At 69.8% G+C, this 16423-nt stretch carries 13 protein-coding genes; 8 read left to right on the top strand and 5 right to left on the bottom strand.

What is annotated here, in order from left to right:
- Window positions 1-74: 74 nt before the first annotated feature.
- Genes J7E89_RS00240 through J7E89_RS00230 form a run of 3 tightly spaced genes read left to right on the top strand, consistent with a single transcriptional unit; the run spans window position 75 to window position 6014 of the window.
- A complete protein-coding gene (locus J7E89_RS00240; RefSeq protein WP_214966770.1) occupies window positions 75-881 on the top strand; it encodes an HlyD family efflux transporter periplasmic adaptor subunit in 807 nt (268 codons plus the stop codon).
- Window positions 878-3145 (top strand): NHLP family bacteriocin export ABC transporter peptidase/permease/ATPase subunit, encoded by a 2268-nt coding sequence (locus J7E89_RS00235; protein ID WP_214966768.1) that lies wholly within the window; start codon window positions 878-880, stop codon window positions 3143-3145. Before J7E89_RS00240 ends, J7E89_RS00235 begins: the two co-directional genes overlap by 4 nt.
- A gap of 1 nt (window position 3146) precedes the next feature.
- A complete protein-coding gene (locus J7E89_RS00230) occupies window positions 3147-6014 on the top strand; it encodes an NHLP bacteriocin export ABC transporter permease/ATPase subunit (protein ID WP_214966765.1) in 2868 nt (955 codons plus the stop codon).
- 21 nt (window positions 6015-6035) lie between these two features.
- Here J7E89_RS00230 and J7E89_RS00225 read toward each other — a convergent pair whose 3' ends face one another.
- The 3 genes from J7E89_RS00225 to J7E89_RS00215 form a co-directional block, all read right to left on the bottom strand.
- A complete protein-coding gene (locus J7E89_RS00225) occupies window positions 6036-6731 on the bottom strand; it encodes a type 1 glutamine amidotransferase domain-containing protein (RefSeq protein WP_214966763.1) in 696 nt (231 codons plus the stop codon).
- Between the two features lie 15 nt (window positions 6732-6746).
- Window positions 6747-7073: a putative quinol monooxygenase gene (locus J7E89_RS00220; protein WP_214966760.1), complete on the bottom strand. Its 327-nt coding sequence runs from the start codon at window positions 7071-7073 to the stop codon at window positions 6747-6749.
- 201 nt (window positions 7074-7274) lie between these two features.
- A complete protein-coding gene (locus J7E89_RS00215; RefSeq protein ID WP_214966758.1) occupies window positions 7275-8708 on the bottom strand; it encodes a cytochrome P450 in 1434 nt (477 codons plus the stop codon).
- 222 nt (window positions 8709-8930) lie between these two features.
- On the opposite strand from J7E89_RS00215, the gene J7E89_RS00210 reads away from it, so the two are divergent.
- The 5 genes from J7E89_RS00210 to J7E89_RS00190 are packed head-to-tail and all read left to right on the top strand — an operon-like array spanning window position 8931 to window position 13241.
- Window positions 8931-10571, top strand: coding sequence for a sensor histidine kinase KdpD (locus tag J7E89_RS00210; RefSeq protein ID WP_214966756.1), 1641 nt, complete (start codon window positions 8931-8933; stop codon window positions 10569-10571).
- Window positions 10572-10575: 4 nt separating this feature from the next.
- A complete protein-coding gene (locus J7E89_RS00205) occupies window positions 10576-10986 on the top strand; it encodes a roadblock/LC7 domain-containing protein (protein ID WP_214966754.1) in 411 nt (136 codons plus the stop codon).
- Entirely contained in the window at window positions 10983-11351 is a 369-nt protein-coding gene (locus tag J7E89_RS00200; RefSeq protein WP_214966752.1) for a DUF742 domain-containing protein, read from the top strand. Before J7E89_RS00205 ends, J7E89_RS00200 begins: the two co-directional genes overlap by 4 nt.
- The gene (locus J7E89_RS00195) at window positions 11332-11952 is read left to right on the top strand and encodes an ATP/GTP-binding protein (protein ID WP_214966750.1); all 621 of its coding nucleotides are present in this window, start codon (window positions 11332-11334) and stop codon (window positions 11950-11952) included. The genes J7E89_RS00200 and J7E89_RS00195 overlap by 20 nt, the downstream gene beginning before the upstream one ends.
- Window positions 11949-13241: a cytochrome P450 gene (locus J7E89_RS00190; RefSeq protein WP_214966749.1), complete on the top strand. Its 1293-nt coding sequence runs from the start codon at window positions 11949-11951 to the stop codon at window positions 13239-13241. The genes J7E89_RS00195 and J7E89_RS00190 overlap by 4 nt, the downstream gene beginning before the upstream one ends.
- Before the next feature lie 58 nt (window positions 13242-13299).
- On the opposite strand, the gene J7E89_RS00185 is transcribed toward J7E89_RS00190, so the two are convergent.
- The gene (locus J7E89_RS00185) at window positions 13300-14328 is read right to left on the bottom strand and encodes a 7-epi-alpha-eudesmol synthase (protein WP_214966747.1); all 1029 of its coding nucleotides are present in this window, start codon (window positions 14326-14328) and stop codon (window positions 13300-13302) included.
- A 270-nt stretch (window positions 14329-14598) separates the two neighbouring features.
- Window positions 14599-16392, bottom strand: a complete 1794-nt coding sequence (locus J7E89_RS00180; RefSeq protein ID WP_214967111.1) for an ABC transporter ATP-binding protein — start codon at window positions 16390-16392, stop codon at window positions 14599-14601.
- Window positions 16393-16423: the final 31 nt, after the last annotated feature.

Raw genomic sequence — 16423 nt, 5'->3', positions numbered from 1 at the left:
GATCCACCCAGGGTCCGGGGCGTACGGCCGTCCGGAAATACCTGACAGCCCATTGCAGTTGAGGGAAGAGTGTCGTGCAGTTTCGCCAACAGGCGCTTTCCAAGCTGCAATCGCCCGAAGAAATTGATCTGCCGGTGCGATTCGCCCGGCCACAGGGCCTGCTTGTTCTGATCGTCACGGTCATCGTCATGACCGCCTCGGCCGTCTGGGCCGTGACCGGCACCGTGTCGTCCACACTCGGCGCCCCCGGAATCCTCACCCACGCCCAGGGCAGTTACGTCCTGCAGAGTCCCGTCGCCGGCCAGGTCACCGCCGTACTCGCCCAGGAAGGCGAGCGCGTCTCCGCCAATGCCGCCCTCCTGAAGGTCCGTACCGCGCAGGGGGACACCGTCGTACGCACCATCGCCGCAGGCCGGCTGACGACGCTCGTCGCCGCTATCGGCTCCGTGGTGACCACCGGGGCGGATGTGGCGGCCGTGGAACGGGTGCGGAACGCGGACGACCCCCTCATGGCGACGCTGTACGTACCGGCCGAGCGCGGGTCCACCGTGCCCGTCGGGGCAGCGGTGGATCTGACCGTCCAGTCGGTCGCGACCCAGCAGTACGGCGTACTGCGCGGCCGGGTCAAATCCGTCGGCAGGACCGCCCAGACCCAACAGCGCATCACCGGCTATCTCGGCAGCAGCCAGCTCGGCGAGGAGTTCTCGAAGCAGGGCCAGCCCGTGTCCGTACTCGTCCAGCTTGACCGCTCGGGCGCCTCCAAGTCCGGCTACTCCTGGTCGAGGCCGGACGGACCGCCGTACGCCGTCGAGTCCATGACCCTCGCCTCCGGCGCCATCCACCTCGCCGAGCAGCATCCGATCGATTGGCTGCTTCCGTGACCCCACCGAACAACTCCGCGGCGCCGCCGCAGCAGCAGTTGCCGCCGGCGGGCCGCCGTCGGCAGGCTCCGGCGGGCGGGCGCCGCCGTGCGAAGCCCGTACAGGTCAAGAAGCGCAAGGCCGTCCGTACGCCCACGGTCCTCCAGATGGAGGCGGTGGAGTGCGGCGCCGCCGCGCTGGCCATGGTCCTCGCCCACTACGGCCGTCATGTGCCCCTCGAAGAGCTGCGCATCGCGTGCGGAGTGTCGCGCGACGGCTCGCGGGCCAGCAACCTGCTCAAGGCAGCGCGTAGTTACGGTCTACAGGCCAAGGGCATGCAGATGGAGGCGACGGCGCTCGCCGAGGTCCAGGCGCCCGCCATTCTCTTCTGGGAGTTCAACCACTACGTCGTCTATGACGGCATGGGGCGTCGGTTCGGGCGTCGGGGCTTCCACATCAACGACCCCGACAAGGGCCGCCGCTTCGTCGCGACGGAGGACTTCGACACCAGCTTCACCGGGGTCGTCCTCGTCTTCGAACCCTCCCAATCCTTCCGCCGTGGTGGCCGCAAGCCCGGCGTCATGGGCGCCGTCCCCGCGCGCATGCGCGGGACCACCGGCACCCTGCTCGCCGCGCTGCTCGCCAGCCTGCTGCTGGTCGCCGTCGGCGCGGCGGTGCCCGCGCTGAGCCGTACGTACATCGACATGTTCCTGATCGGCGAGCAGACGTCGATGCTGGGCCCGCTCTTCGCGTCGATGGCCGCGATGGTGGCGCTCACCGCCGTACTCACCGGTCTGCAACAGGCGAACCTGCTGCGCGGACGCATCATCTCCTCCACGCTCAGCAGCGCCCGGTTCCTGCGCCACCTGCTGCGCCTGCCCGTCACCTTCTTCGCGCAGCGCAGCCCGGCCGACCTCGTCCAGCGCCTCCAGTCCAACGACGCGGTGGCCGAGACGCTGGCACGGGACCTGGCGGCTGCCGGGGTGGACGGGGTGGTCGTGATCCTCTACGCCCTCCTGATGTGGTCGTACGACCCCCAGCTGACGTTCGTCGGAGTGATCGTCGCCCTGCTCAATGTGGTCGCGATGCGCATCGTCATCCGGCTGCGGGCCACGCACACCCAGAAGCTGCGCGCGGACAGCGCCCGGCTGACCAACACGTCGTACACCGGTCTTCAGCTGATCGAGACGATGAAGGCCACCGGCGGCGAGAACGGGTTCTTCCGCCGCTGGGCGGGCCAGCACGCGACCACGCTGGACGTGCAGCAGCGGCTCGGCGTACCGAGCGCGTTCCTGGCCGTCGTCGCGCCGACCCTCGCGACGCTCAACAGCGCGCTGATCCTGTGGATCGGCGGACTGCGGGCCGTTGAGGGGCATATCTCGATCGGTCTGCTCGTCGCCTTCCAGGCGCTGGTGGCGCGCTTCACCGCGCCCATCAGCCGCCTCAACGGCGTCGCGGGCCGTATCCAGGACTTCGCCGCCGATGTGGCCAGGCTGAAGGACGTCGAGAGCTTCCCGGTCGATGTCCTGTACTCGCGGCGCGAGCCGGACGAGAGCACGCGCAGGCTCAAGGGCCATGTGACGCTCGAAGAGATCACCTTCGGCTACAGCCCACTCGACAAGCCGCTGCTCACCGGCTTCTCGCTGGCCGTGGGACCCGGTCAGCAGGTCGCCCTCGTCGGCGGATCGGGCAGCGGCAAGTCGACCGTGTCGCGGCTGATCTCCGGTCTTTACACCCCCTGGGAGGGGACGATCCGTATCGACGGACAGCGCCTGGAGGACATCTCCCGCAGCGCGCTGGCCGCCTCGGTCTCCTTCGTCGACCAGGACGTCTTCCTCTTCGAGGGCACGGTCCGCGACAACGTGGCGCTGTGGGACCCCTCGATACCCGACGAGGCGGTCGTCGCCGCCCTCCAGGACGCCGCCCTGTACGACGTGATCGCGCGGCGCCCCGACGGCATCCACAGCCGCGTCGAGCAGGACGGCCGCAACTTCTCCGGCGGCCAGCGGCAGCGGCTGGAGATCGCCCGCGCGCTGGTCAGGCGGCCGAGCATCCTCGTACTGGATGAAGTGACGAGCGCCCTCGACGCCGAGACCGAGCGGATCATCATCGACAATCTGCGGCGGCGCGGCTGCGCGTGCGTCGTCATCGCCCACCGGCTGAGCACGGTGCGCGACAGCGACGAGATCGTCGTACTCGACCACGGGTCGGTCGTCGAACGTGGCCGCCACGAAGAGCTGGTCGCCGCCGGCGGAGCGTACGCCGAGCTGGTCAAGGAGCACTGACATGTCGTCCGTACACCCGACCGCCGTCGGCCCGACGGAGGGGAGCCCCGCCGAACTCGATGCGGTGACCTACGCGCTGGGCGGCCTCGGCGCGCCTGTCGACTGCGCCGGTCTGCGCAGCCTGGCGCTGGAGGGGCCGCAGGTGCTGTGGCTCGTGGTGGGCGGGGCGCTGGACCTGTTCGCGGTCGACGCCGTGCAGCAGGGGCACTGGCACTTCCTCGGCCGCCTCGAAGCGGGAGCGCTGCTGCTCGGTCCGGTCGAAGGCCCCCAGCACACGCTGATCGGCCGGCCGTCGCAGGACTGCCTGCTGCGGCGGATCCCGCTGCGCGAGCTCTACCGGCCGCCCGAGTACGCCAATGGCTACGCCGATCCGTACACCGACACCTATGCCGGGTACGAGAGCCCGCTCGACCACGCCTTCGCCCTCGGCATCGGACGCAGCCTGGGCGTGCTCTTCCAGGCCCCGCTTGACGGCCGTCCCGACATCGAAGGACCCGTGACCGACGACGACATCCTGTGGATGCCGGTGTCCCCCGGCAGCGTGCAGTACGGCGCCTCCTACAGCGCGGACGCCGTCGGAGACCTGCTGATCGAAACGGCGATGTGGCAGCAGTTGGTGAACCAGCAGTACCGCCTGCTGTCCGCCGTCGACCACTGGATCGAAGACCTCGAACGCGCCCACGAGGACCGTACGGCCGCCGGCATCAAGGCGGGCGCGGCCGTCCGCGCGCGGGCCGACGAGGCCCTGGTGGCCTCCATCGGCCGCCCGGACCGGTCCGGGCGCGCCGCGACGGGCACGGACCGCGCCACTGACGACGCCACCTTCGCCGTCTGCCGCCGGGTCGCGGAGGCGGCCGGGATCACCCTCACCGAGCCCCCGAAGGGCGGCGCGGTCAACGACCGCGTCACCCCCGTCGACCGCATCGCCCTGGTCTCCCGTGTCCGTACCCGCCCGGTGCGGCTCGACGGGCGCTGGTGGCGGGCCAACTCCGGCCCGCTGGTGGGCCACCGCGCCAAGTCGGGCGCGCCGGTCGCGCTGCTGTGGCGGCGCGGCCGGTACGAGGCGGTGAACCCGGCCTCGGGCATGCGGATACGCATCGGCAAGGACAACGCGGACGACTTCGAGCCGCGCGCGGTCATGTTCTACCGCCCCCTTCCCGAGCGGCCCCTGACCCTGTGGGGCCTGCTGCGCTTCAGCCTGCGCGACACCCGCGTCGATCTGCGGAACCTACTCCTCAGCGGTCTGGTGACCGTCGGCCTCGGCGGTCTCGTACCGATCGCGACCGGCCAGGTGCTCGGCGTGTACGTACCGAACGCCGAGACCGGCCTCATCGTCCAGGTCTCCCTGGCCGTCATGATCACCAGCATCGTCACCGCGTCCTTCATGCTGCTGCAGAACCTCACCATCCTCCGTATGGAAGGCCGCATCGAGGCCGGCCTCCAGCCCGCCGTCTGGGACCGGCTGCTGCGGCTGCCGACTAAGTTCTTCACCGAGCGGTCCACCGGTGAGCTCGCCAGCGCGGCCATGGGCATCAGCGCCATCCGCAGGGTGCTGTCCGGGCTCGGTCCGGTGGCCGTACAGGCGAGCACGGTCGGCGCGATGAACGTCGTTCTGCTGTTCTGGTTCAGCGTGCCGCTGGCCCTGGCGGCGATCGCCATGCTCGTAGTCATCGGCGGCGTGTTCCTGGGGATGGGCCTGTGGCAGGTGCGCTGGCAGCGCAAGCTCGTCGAGCTCGGCAACAAGCTCAACAACCAGGCGTTCCAGACCCTGCGGGGACTGCCCAAACTGCGGGTCGCGGCCGCGGAGAGTTTCGCGTACGCCGCCTGGGCCCGCGAGTTCGCCCGCTCGCGGGAACTTCAGCAGCGCGCGGGCCGCATCAAGAACCTGACCACGGTCCTTGACGCCATCTATCTGCCGCTGTGCTCGCTCATCATGTTCATGTTGCTGGCGGGACCGGCTCGCGGCAGCATGTCGGCCGGAGCGTTCCTGACCTTCAGCACGGCCGTCACCATGCTGCTGACGTCGGTCACCCAGCTCAGCGGCGCGCTCATCTCGGTCGCTGCCGTGCTGCCCATGTTCGAACAGATCAAGCCGGTTCTGGACGAGGCCCCGGAGGTACGCGGCGCCAGCGCGCAGCCCGGCACGCTGTCCGGCTCCATCGAGGCCAGGAAGCTGTCGTTCCGCTACACCGACGACGGCCCGCTGGTGCTCGACGACGTGTCGCTCGAAGTGCGCCCGGGCGAGTTCGTGGCGATCGTCGGACCCAGCGGCTGCGGCAAGTCGACCCTGCTGCGGCTGCTCATCGGCTTCGACAAGCCGCTCTCGGGCAGCGTGCTGTACGACGGCCAGGACTTGGCGGCGCTGGACCAGTCGGCCGTACGCCGTCAGTGCGGTGTCGTCCTCCAGAACGCGCAGCCGCTGACGGGATCGATCCTGGACTGCATCAGCGGCGCCGAGGTCTTCTCCCAGGAGGAGGTGTGGGAGGCCGCCGAGATGGCAGGCCTGGCCGAGGACATCCGGCGCATGCCGATGGGGCTGCATACGATGATCGCCGGCGGCGGCGCGATCTCGGGCGGGCAGCGCCAGCGCCTGATGATCGCTCAGGCGCTCGTACGCCGCCCCCGCATCCTCTTCTTCGACGAGGCCACCAGCGCGCTCGACAACGAGACCCAGCGCATCGTCATGGCCAGCACGCGCAGGCTGAGCGCCGGCCGCCTGGTCATCGCCCACCGGCTGTCCACGGTCATGGACGCCGACCGGGTGATCGTCATGGCGGACGGCAGGATTGTCGAACAGGGACCGCCCGCGCAGCTGCTCGCCGACACGGGCGGCCGGCTGCATGAACTCGTGCGGCGCCAGCTGGCGTGAGGCTCGCGTGAGGCCGACCGCTCAGCGCAGCGCCTTGAGCATCTCCTCGGCCAGCGGGCCGGCCGAGGCCGGATTCTGGCCGGTGTACAGATTGCGGTCGACGACGGTGTGCGGCGCCCACGGCTCGCCCTCGCGGAAGTCGGCCCCGAGCTCCACGAGGCGGTCCTGGAGCAGCCAGTTCGCCTTTTCCGCGAGGCCCGCCTGGGTCTCCTCGGCGTTGGTGAAGCCGGTCAGCCGGTAGCCCGCGAACGGCGAGCCGCCGACGGCGTTCCCCGTGGCCAGCAGGGCGGCGGGCGCGTGGCATACGACACCCAGCGGCTTGCCCGAGGCGAGAGCGCCGGTCAGCACCCTGGCGGAGTCGGCGCTGACCGCCAGGTCCTCCATCGGGCCGTGGCCGCCCGGGTAGAACACGGCGTCGTAGTCAGCCGGATCCACCTCCTCCAGCTTCAGCGGCTGCTGAAGCTGCGTGAACGACGCCACGGCCCTCACGACCCGGTCCGCGCCCTCCGGGCCACCGTTGACCTCCGGGGCGAGACTGGCCCGGTCCACGGTCGGCACGACGCCGCCGGGGGTGGCGACCACAACCTCGTGGCCGGCGCCGGTGAACGCCTCATAGGGGGCGACGACCTCCTCGGCCCAGAAGCCGGTGGGGTGGCGGGTGCCGTCGGCCAGGGTCCAGTGGTCGGCGCCGGTCACTACGAACAGGATGTTCGACATGGAGCTCTCCCAAAGTTAGTCGTCGATCTTGAGTTCACCCATCGCGCTCCACCCGTCGGCGCCTTCGATGGTCGTGCTCACGATTTCGGGCGTACGCCGTACGAGCGGGCGCATCGTGTCCAACGCGGCCTTGAAATGGCTGGAATTGACGTGCGCCGCGGCCGCGTCGTCCTGGAACGCCTCGACGAGCACGTACGTGTTCGGGTCCTCGATGCTGCGCGACCATTCGAACCACAGGTTGCCCGGCTCGCCCCTGGTCGCCTTGGTGAAGGCATCGACGTGCTGCGGCCACTCTTCGGCGTACTCGGGCTTTACGGGAAACTTGACAACAATGAAGATCATCCGGTCATTCTATGCGGCACCCGCCCAAGCCGCTGCGCGGGCTTTTCCCCACCCCGCCCCTGCCCGGCACCCTCCAGCCCCTCCGGCGTTTGAGGAGCGGGGTCTGGGGCGGAGCCCCCCACGCGGCGGAGCCGCAAAATGTCACAGCGGGAAGGGGCGGGGTGGGGAAACGGCCCGCCGCAGGCGCATCCGTGCCCAGACTCAGTGGCCCGTCACCGGGCACTTGGCCGGGGGCGGGGTCGGGACCGTGGTGTCGCGCGGCACCGCCGTGCGCGGATGCGGCGCCATGGACAGCTTGTCCGGCTTCACCGTCACGATCGCCTGCGGACGCGGCGGAGCCGAAGCCGGCGTCAGACGCCAGCGCTGGGTGATCGTGGCGAGGATGATGAGGAGTTCGGTCCAGGCGAACTCCTCGCCGATGCACTTGCGCCGCCCGTCGCCGAAGGCGAGGAAGGAACTCCGGCCGATCCCCTTGGCCCGTTCGGGGTCCCACCGGTCCGGATCAAAGGCGGCGGGCTCGGAGTAGACCTCCGGATCGCGCTGGTGAATGTAGGGGCTGTAGATGACGTCCGCGCCCTCGGGAACAGGATGCCCGTCGAGCGTGACAGGGCGCGTGGTGGTGCGCGTGACGAGCCAGGCGGGCCCGTACTTCCGCATCGACTCCTTCAGCACGCTGCGCATATAGGTGAGCGAGCCCAAGTCGTCGTAACGCAGCGGCCGGCCGCCGCACACGGCGTCGAGCTCCTCGTGCAGCCGCCGTTCGACCTCCGGGTTCACACTTATCTCGTACAGCGACCAGGCGAGTGTGGTCCCTGTCGTCTCGATCGCGCCGGTGAGCAGGGTGATCGCTTCGTCCTGGAGCTGCTGGCGCGACAGCGGCTGCCCGGTGACAGGGTCGGTCGCCGTCAGCAGCGTGGAGAAGAGCCCTTCGCCCGCGCTGTCGGGCGCCTCGGCCAGTTTGCTCTGGTGGTGATCGATGGCGTGGTCGATGAGCTCCCGCAGCCGCGCGACGCGCCGCGCGTGCTGCCGGTTCGCGGGCAGGGGCAGCTTCGTCACCCACGAGGGGAGGATGGTCTGCCTGATCGTGCCCTTCATGATCGCGGGCATGAGACCGGCGAACTCTTCTTCCACATGAGCGGGCAGAGCCGGCCCGAAGAGGGCGATGAGGAACGTCGAGAGCGTGAGCGCGTTCATGTCCTCGTACGTGTCACGGACGGCGTCGCCCTCTGCCCAGGCCGCGGTGGCGGCGCGCACGTGGTCGATCATGACGTCGCCCCGGGTGGCGATGTGCGCCTTGTTGAACATCGGCTGCATCAGGCGCCGGTGCTTCATGTGTACGTCGCCGTCCGCCACGGTGGCGAGACCGTCACCGAAGAACACCCGCAGCGCGTCGATGATCTTTCCTCCCTTGGCGAAGGCCTCAGCCTCGCTCACCAGCACCGTGCGCGTGATCGCGGGATCGGTGACGACGTACGCCGGGGTGGGGCCGATCAGAATCCGTACGACACTGCCGTGTTCGCGCAGGGAATCCATGAAGTCCAGGGGCCGCCTGGCCAGCTGGTGGCCGTGCCCGATCAGGGGGAGGCGGCCGGGCGCGGTGGGCGGAGTGGCACCAGTACCTGACAGGGAATTCATCTCTACTTCTCCTCGCAGCGGGCCCTCCTTGTGTAGGGCATGACATTCATGCCCCATGATCCGTGGTGTACCCATCCGTTGCGGAAGGCGGTTGATCACTTCCCATTCCGACCCGCTAAGCTCCCTTGAAGTGCTGCCAGTTGACGTGACCCTGACCCTGTCGTGTCCTGACGAGGCCGCTCATTTCTCCCCTGTTCGATCGCGTTGGTTTAGAGGATGCAGATGGAACTTGCCACTACGCCGCAGGCGGCCCGGGCCCCGGCCGCCTGGCACACCTGGTGGCTTCTGCCACTCGGAATAGGCGTCGCCTCCGTCGTCGCCGTGACCACAGGACCCGACGGCACCCGAATACCCGTCGGCATATCCGCTCTTGCCGCGACAGCGGCGACCGCCTTATGCGTCCGGTTGCTGATCCGGTCCCAGCTGCGACTGCGCCACTCCGTCGCCGACTTCCGGGCGAGGCAGGCGCAGTACTCCCAGGAGTGGCAGCAGCACATGATCACCCTGGAGGGGCAGCGAGCCGCCGAGCGTTCCCTCCACGAGTCGCGTCTCGCCGAAGAGGCCCGGGCGTGGCAGGGGCGGCTCGAATACCAGCAGGCGCTCGTCGCCCGGCTCGGGAACGAATTCCTCCCCGACGCGCTGAAGCGGCTGCGCGACGGCGAATCGATCGACGACGTACTCGCACCCCTCGCCCAGGACCCGGACGTATCACCGGAGTTCCGGCGTGAACTGCGCAAGGTCCTGCGGACCGCGCTGATCGCAGTCGAGGAGGAATTCAACCGCAGCACCTCCGCGGAACAGGCCGTCATCAGCATCGGCAGCCGGATCCACGTCCTCACCAGCAAGCTCCGTGGCCGGTTGCACGAAATGCAGGGCGAACACGGCCGGCTCCCGGCCGTCGCCCGGGGCCTGATGGAGCTGGACCAGGAGATCGGCCCCGCGGACTGTCTGGCCGCGAGCATCGGCGTACTGGGCGGCTCCGACCGTCCCGGGCGGCAGTGGCAGGAGCCGCAGCGCCTGCTCAGCGTGGTGCGCGGCGGCGTCGGACGTATCAAGGACTTCGACCGCGTACAACTGCGCCACCTGCCCGAACTCGGCGTGGACGGCGGTCTGGTCGACCACCTGACGCTCGTCTTCGCCCACCTCCTGGACAACGCCACACGGTACTCACCACCCACCGAGCCCGTGGTCGTGTCCGGCAAGGAGGTGCCCAACGGTGTCGGCATCGAGATCCAGGACGCCGGCAAGGGACTGACCGAGGAGAAGAAGCGCCAGGCCCTGGAAGCGCTGGAAGGCGTGGCGGCGGGACCTGGTATCGGCGGCTTGTCGGAGGACGCGAACCTGGGCCTGCGCGTCGTGGGGAAGCTCACCCGCAAGTACGGGATCAGAGTGACCTTCGCCGACTCGCCCTGGCTCGGCACCTCCGTGGTCGTGGTCGTCCCCCACAAGTACTTCAGCCCGCTCCCCGCCGGCCCGGTCGCCGACAGCCCGACCGGATCGGTCGCGATACCGGCACCGATGGGCGAGCCCGCCCCGAACGGGGCAGGACCTTCCGCCGTTCCCGCCACCGCGGTCGCCACCGAAGCCGGAACCGCCGACGGCACCCGGCCCGGCATCGAAACCACCCCCGGCGGCCTGCCCAGGCGCCGGAGCCGGCGCGGTGACGCGGCGAACGCCGCAGCACCCGCGGCCGGCCCGGCCGCGCCCGTCGCCGCCGCGCCCACCGCGTCGACCTCCGCCGCCGACGCCGCCGCCGACGCCGCCGCCGTGCCGCCGGATTCGTCCTTCTCCGGCCTGGCCGCGTTCGCCACCACCGCCGGACGTGACACCGACGAGAAGTCCCGTACCGAAGAGAGCGACTAGCCCCATGACGCAGCAGTACACCGATGTGAGCTGGGCGCTCCGCGACCTGACGGAGAGTATCCAGGAGATCCGCTTCGCCCTCGTGGCCTCCAGCGACGGCAAGGCCATCACCTCGTACGGCGCCGAAGACCCCGACGACGTGGACAGGTTCGCCGCCGTCGTCGCGGGCCTCCAGGCGCTCGCGCAGCCGGTCGCCGCGCAATTCCCCAAGTACAGCGGGCAGTTGCGCCTGGCGATGATCGAGGTGGACGGCGGGCACCTCTTCGTGGTGCGGGCGGGGGTGGAGACGTACCTCGGAGTCCTCGCCAAGGAAGGGCTTGACCAGGGCCTGCTCGGCCACCAGATGAGGGACCTGGCCCGCAGGATGGGCGAGCTCCTGGGAACCACACCGCGGCTGGAGGAGCACTCTGAATGAGTGATCCGCACCGGCCCACGGAACCGTCCGGTCTCGAGCGCTACTACGTCCTCACCGGCGGCCGCAGCGGACCGGGCGGTGCCGCGCTCGGCCTCGACGTGGCGACCCTCATTGTCTCCCGCTCCGCGCCCGTCGCGGGCATGCAGCACGAGCACGAGCAGATAGTCCGGTGGTGCCGCGATCCGCTGTCGGTCGCCGAGCTCGGCGCCCACCTCGGACTGCCCTTCAACATTCTCGCGGTGCTGGTGGCCGACCTGCTGGAAGCGGGCCGGGTGGAAGCCCGTGACCCCATCCCGGCATCCGCCGGCCACGGGCCGGACTTCGCCCTCCTGGAGGAGGTACTCAGTGGACTACAAAGGCTTTGACCGCCCGGACTGGCCCCAGTCGTCCGGATCACTGCCGGCCGAAAGCCGTTCGGTCAAGGTGATGATCGCCGGTGGCTTCGGCACCGGCAAAACCACCATGGTGCGCTCGGTGAGCGACATCAAGCCGCTCACCACCGAGGAGACCCTCACCCAGGCCACCGTCGGCGTCGACGACCTCGTCGGCGTGGCGGACAAGGAGAAGACCACGGTCAGCCTCGACTTCGGCCGGATCGGCCTGAGCGAGCAGCTCGTGCTGTACCTCTTCGGTACGCCCGGCCAGGAGCGCTTCTGGTTCCTGTGGAACGGCCTGTTCAAGGGGGCTCTGGGCGCCATCGTCCTGGTGGACACCCGCCGCCTGGAGTCCAGCTTCCTGGCCATCGAGGAGATGGAGCGGCTCGACGTACCCTTCGTCATCGCGCTCAACGTCTTCCCGGACTCCAAGGACCACCCCATCGAGGAGATCAGGGACGCCCTGGACATCACCGACCGCATACCGGTCGTCGCGTGCGACGCGCGAGACCGGGCATCGAGCCGTGACGTGCTCATCACTCTGATACGTCATCTCAAGGAACGCTCTGCCGCCGCTCTGGAGCCCCGATGAACTCCCCGTCCTCATACGGTTCGTACGCCGACACACCGGGGGAGACGGCGCCGGCCTCCGGCTGCCCCGTACGCTCCGCCGCACCCGGCGGGATCACGCGGCTGTACGGGCCCGACGCGTCGACCGACCCGCACGGCATCTACGCCGGGCTGCGCAAGCAGTACGGCGCCGTGGCACCCGTACTGCTCGAAGGCGACGTGCCCGCCTGGCTGGTGCTCGGCTACCGGGAGAACCGGCGCGTACTGGACAACCCGCGCCAGTTCAGCCGCGACTCCCGGATCTGGCGCGACTGGGAGGAGGGCCGGATCGAGCCGACCTCGCCCCTCATCCCGATGCTGGCCTGGCGCCCCGACTGCGTCTCCCAGGACGGCGAGCCGCACCGGCGGCTGCGCGGGGCGGTCACGGACAATCTGCAGGCGTTGGCAGGGCGTGGCATCCGCCGTCACGTCACGCATTTCGCGAACAAGCAGATCGACGCGTTCGCTGACGCGGGGCGGGCCGACCTGGTGGCTGATTACGCCGAGTACCTGCCGATGCTCGTACTGACGCGGCTCTTCGGTCTCGCGGAGGGGGAGGGGCGCCGGCTGGCCACATCCTGCGCGCAGCTCATCAAGGGCGGTGAGGACGCCGTCCACCACAACGACGTCATCATGGAGGTCCTGGCGGAACTCGCCGAGCGCAAGCGCGACGAGCCGGGATCCGACTTCACCACCGGGCTGCTGGAACACCAGGCAGGCCTGGACGACGAAGAGATCCTCAGCCACCTGCGCCTGGTCCTGATCACCGCGCACACCACGACCAGCAACCTGCTGGCGCGCGTCCTGCAACTGGTCCTCACCCACCGCTCCCACCTGTCCGGTTTGATCAGCGGGCAGCTGAACATCTCGGCGGTGGTGGAGGAAGTCATGTGGAACACGCCGCCGCTGGCCGTGTGCCCGGGGCGGTTCGCGACGGCCGATCTGGAGCTGGGCGGCCAGCGCATCAAGGCCGGCGACCTGCTGGTACTCGGCCTGACGGCCGGGAATCTGGACCCGGAGATCCGGCCCGACGCGGGCGTCTCCATCCAGGGGAACCAGGCGCACCTCGCGTTCAGCAGCGGTCCGCACGAGTGCCCCGGCCAGAACGTCGGCCAGGCCATCATCGAGACAGCCGTCGACGTCCTGCTGCACCGGCTGCCGGGGCTGCGGCTGGCCACCCCGGCCGAGGAGCTGACCTCCACCGCGTCGACGTGGGAGGAGCGACTGGACCGTATCCCGGTCGAGTTCGTACCGCAGGGCGCGGGGATCTGACCGCTCTTGCCGGCCGACCGCCCTTGTGGCGGCCGGCCGGCAGCGGTGTGTCGGTGCGTCAGACCGTGAGCAGGTCGTCGAGTGAGCCGCGTCCCTCCAATTCGGCGGCGGCCGCGGGCCCTTGCTTCGCGGCGGCGTAGCGGCCGGTCGTCAGCGCCCACTCGTAGTTGCCGTTGATCCAGTGCCGGATGGCCTCTATGCCCATCCACACGCGGTCGCGCTCGTCGTCGTCAAGGCCGAGCTCGTCACACATCGCGGGCACCCGCGCCTCCAGCTCCACGTACTCGTCGAGGCTCTCGCCGGTTATTCGGAACGCCTCGTCCGCGGCCTTCTCCCACGAGTACCCGCGCTCACGGTGCAGTACGGCGATCAGGTTGTGGCCGTCGCCCCGGCGCTTCTCCCGCTCGAAGGAGTGGATGTCGTTCATGAAGCCGATGGTGTCCGCGGCGGCGTCCCGCAGCCCCTCCATGACCGGGTGCGCCTGTACCTGTGCGGGAACCTCGAAGCGGCGGCTGCGCTCGCCCGCGTCGATGCTGTGGTGGATGCCGACTGTCCGCCTTCGGAAGGCCTTGTAGGGTCCGACGCCGAGCAGGGTGGTGCTGCGGGCGGCCAGGTCGACCTCCTCCGCGTGCGCGGCCAGGAATCGCCCCCAGGACGCGGCGAAACGCGTGCACCACGTCAGCGACATGCCGTCGGACAGCTGCTCCCAGACCTCGACCCAGGCGAGTGTGATGGGGCAGACGACGCGGGGGCGGGTGCCGGCGGGGCGCAGCGGAGTCACGATGAGTTCCCTGGCGACCTCCGCGATCCGGTCGGCCCGGTCGGGGCTCGCCGCGTCGAACTGGTCGTCGAAGAGGAAGGCGAGCGAGAACCAGTTCATCAGGACGACCATGTCGTCGGGCGAGGCGTGCGGGTAGGTGCGTATCGCGGCCTGCGGCAGGTCCCAGGACTGATATTCCTCGAAACCGGCCACGCTCCTTACGAGGCCCATGTCCCAGACCCAGCGCAGATGTTGCTCCTTCGCGTACTCCAGGTGTGTGCTTACCGGGGTGGTGAAGGGGAGATCGAAACGGACGTCCTGCGGCACTCGGGTGCTCCTTGTGGGGAAGGGCACGCAGGACCCCCCTGCCTGCGAGCGGATGAGTTGTCATGTTCATTGGTCGAATTGCGCTAGCAGCCTGCCCCGCGCGTAAACGATCTATGCCGACAAGATCGATTCTGTGGTCCGGCAGGATGGGCCGACGACCACGGGGGAGACTCCCCGGCCGCCTGGGGGTGCGCCTGGAGCGCGAGTCCGTGGACCCGACCTGCGGGCGCCGGGTCCACGTTTCACGCGTTCACCAGGGGCCGAGTGGGCTCAGCGGTCCTGAGACAGCGCGTACAGCTCGGCGAAGAGGCCGCCTTCGGCGCGCACCAGCTCCTCGAAGCTGCCCTCCTCCCGGATACGCCCCTTGTCGAGTACGAGGATGCGGTCCGCCATGCGGACGTTCTCCAGCCGGTGGGTGACGACGAGGGTGATACGGCCGGGCGCCATCTCCCGCAGTGCGTTGAAGATCCGGTGCTCACCGCGGGCGTCCATCTCGCTCGTCGGCTCGTCCAGGATCAGGAAACCCGGCCGCCGGTAGAGCGCACGTCCGCACGCGAGCCGCTGCCACTGCCCGCCGGACAGCTCATGGCCGCCCCACAGCGACCTGGCCAGCAACGTGTCCATCCCGTCGGGGAATTCGGCCACCGCCTCCCGCATGCCGACCTGCTCGGCGGCCTCCCAGACCAGCTCGTCGCCGTGCCGGCGGGGCTGGCCCAGCGTGATGTTCTCCCGTACCGCCAGCGGCCAGTGTCCGTTCGTCTGGGGTACCAGCCCGATGTGGCCCCACACCGACTCGGCGTCCGCCGCGGCCAGATCGGTGGCGTCCCACAGGACACGGCCGTCAGTGGGCAGGGTGAGTCCGGTCAGCAGGCGTACGAGCGTGGACTTGCCGGCGCCGTTCTCCCCGACCAGAGCGACCACCTCGCCCCGGCGGAGAGTGAGCGACACCGGGTGCAGCGCCGGGGTGGTCTTCTTCGGATACGTGAACGACGCCTCGTCGAGCCGGATCTCCACCGGAGCCTGCACGGAGACGCTGCCGCGCATGGTCGTCATCTCCCGGGCCTGAGCCAGGAATTGGTGGTAGTCGTCCAGATAGAGACCGTGGTGGAACATCGCCGCCCCGTACCTGACGATCTGGTTGAGCGCCCGGCCGGCGGTCTGCGAGGCCACGATCGCCGTGCCGGCGATGGCGAGCCCCATCTGCCCCGACAGCACCAGCGCGGCGAGCGAGGCCCACATGCCCACGATGAATACGCCGCTCAGCGCGGCGGCGGCCAGGTTGACGCGCAGGTACTGCGGCGCCGCCGCGAGCGCCCTGCCCTCGATGCGGTCGCACATCGTGCGATACCAGAAGTGAAGGTAGGGGCGCATGGTGTTGGCGCGCAGCTCGTCCGCGAGCGTCGGCGTGGTGAGGTACCAGCGCATCATCCCCCGGACATTGCGAGCCGAGACCGACGCGTCGAACACGCGGTAGTCGATACGGGCCGCGATCACGCCGCCCAGACCGCGCGGGACGACCGACAGCATCAGCACCACGAGCAGAAGGGGATGCAGCACGGTAAGGACGGAGGCGGCGGACACGAGCTGCACGAAGCCGTTCGTCAGCGTCTTGGCGTCCTCGGCGATGTCGACGGCCCGCAGCGCACCGATCTCGGCGGCCTGGCTCCGGTCGGTGAAACCCTCCTGGTCGTACGTCGACAGCTCGACCTTCATATGGAGGTCCACCATGGTCAGATCCGCCGCGGACGCCACCTGGGGGTTGAGGCGGCGCGTCGCCCAGTCGGCCAGGATCCAGGACAGCGCCCCGACCGCCAGTGCGGCGGCCGCGAGGATCAGTGCGGGGCGGGCCTCGTTGAGCCCGGCCCGGGCGTCGTCGGAGCCGAAGAGCGGCCCCATCGCCCTGGCCACCGCTGTGAGCATCACGGCCGTACCGATCCCCGACATGAGCTGGCACACCAGAACGGTCACCACCATGCGCCGGTCCACCGACCAGGCGAGCCGGAAGGTCTGGGCGAGTGCGCCGGGGATACGCCGCGCCATTTCCCACAGCGTGGCGCCCTGCATGGCGTTTCCGTGTACGCGGCCGTTGTAGTTG

This window comes from Streptomyces sp. ISL-100, assembly GCF_018614615.1.
Classification (GTDB): domain Bacteria; phylum Actinomycetota; class Actinomycetes; order Streptomycetales; family Streptomycetaceae; genus Streptomyces.
The sequence above is the reverse complement of the archived record's forward strand: the minus strand, read 5'-3'. Positions and strand labels throughout refer to the sequence as shown.

Excerpts from the sequence above, each read along its gene's own strand:
- J7E89_RS00230 (WP_214966765.1), top strand. The coding sequence starts at position 3,147 with ATGTCGTCCGTACACCCGACCGCCGTCGGCCCGACGGAGGGGAGCCCC.
- J7E89_RS00225 (WP_214966763.1), bottom strand. The coding sequence starts at position 6,731 with ATGTCGAACATCCTGTTCGTAGTGACCGGCGCCGACCACTGGACCCTG.
- J7E89_RS00220 (WP_214966760.1), bottom strand. The coding sequence starts at position 7,073 with ATGATCTTCATTGTTGTCAAGTTTCCCGTAAAGCCCGAGTACGCCGAA.
- J7E89_RS00215 (WP_214966758.1), bottom strand. The coding sequence starts at position 8,708 with ATGAATTCCCTGTCAGGTACTGGTGCCACTCCGCCCACCGCGCCCGGC.
- J7E89_RS00210 (WP_214966756.1), top strand. The coding sequence starts at position 8,931 with ATGGAACTTGCCACTACGCCGCAGGCGGCCCGGGCCCCGGCCGCCTGG.
- J7E89_RS00205 (WP_214966754.1), top strand. The coding sequence starts at position 10,576 with ATGACGCAGCAGTACACCGATGTGAGCTGGGCGCTCCGCGACCTGACG.
- J7E89_RS00200 (WP_214966752.1), top strand. The coding sequence starts at position 10,983 with ATGAGTGATCCGCACCGGCCCACGGAACCGTCCGGTCTCGAGCGCTAC.
- J7E89_RS00190 (WP_214966749.1), top strand. The coding sequence starts at position 11,949 with ATGAACTCCCCGTCCTCATACGGTTCGTACGCCGACACACCGGGGGAG.
- J7E89_RS00180 (WP_214967111.1), bottom strand. The coding sequence starts at position 16,392 with ATGCAGGGCGCCACGCTGTGGGAAATGGCGCGGCGTATCCCCGGCGCA.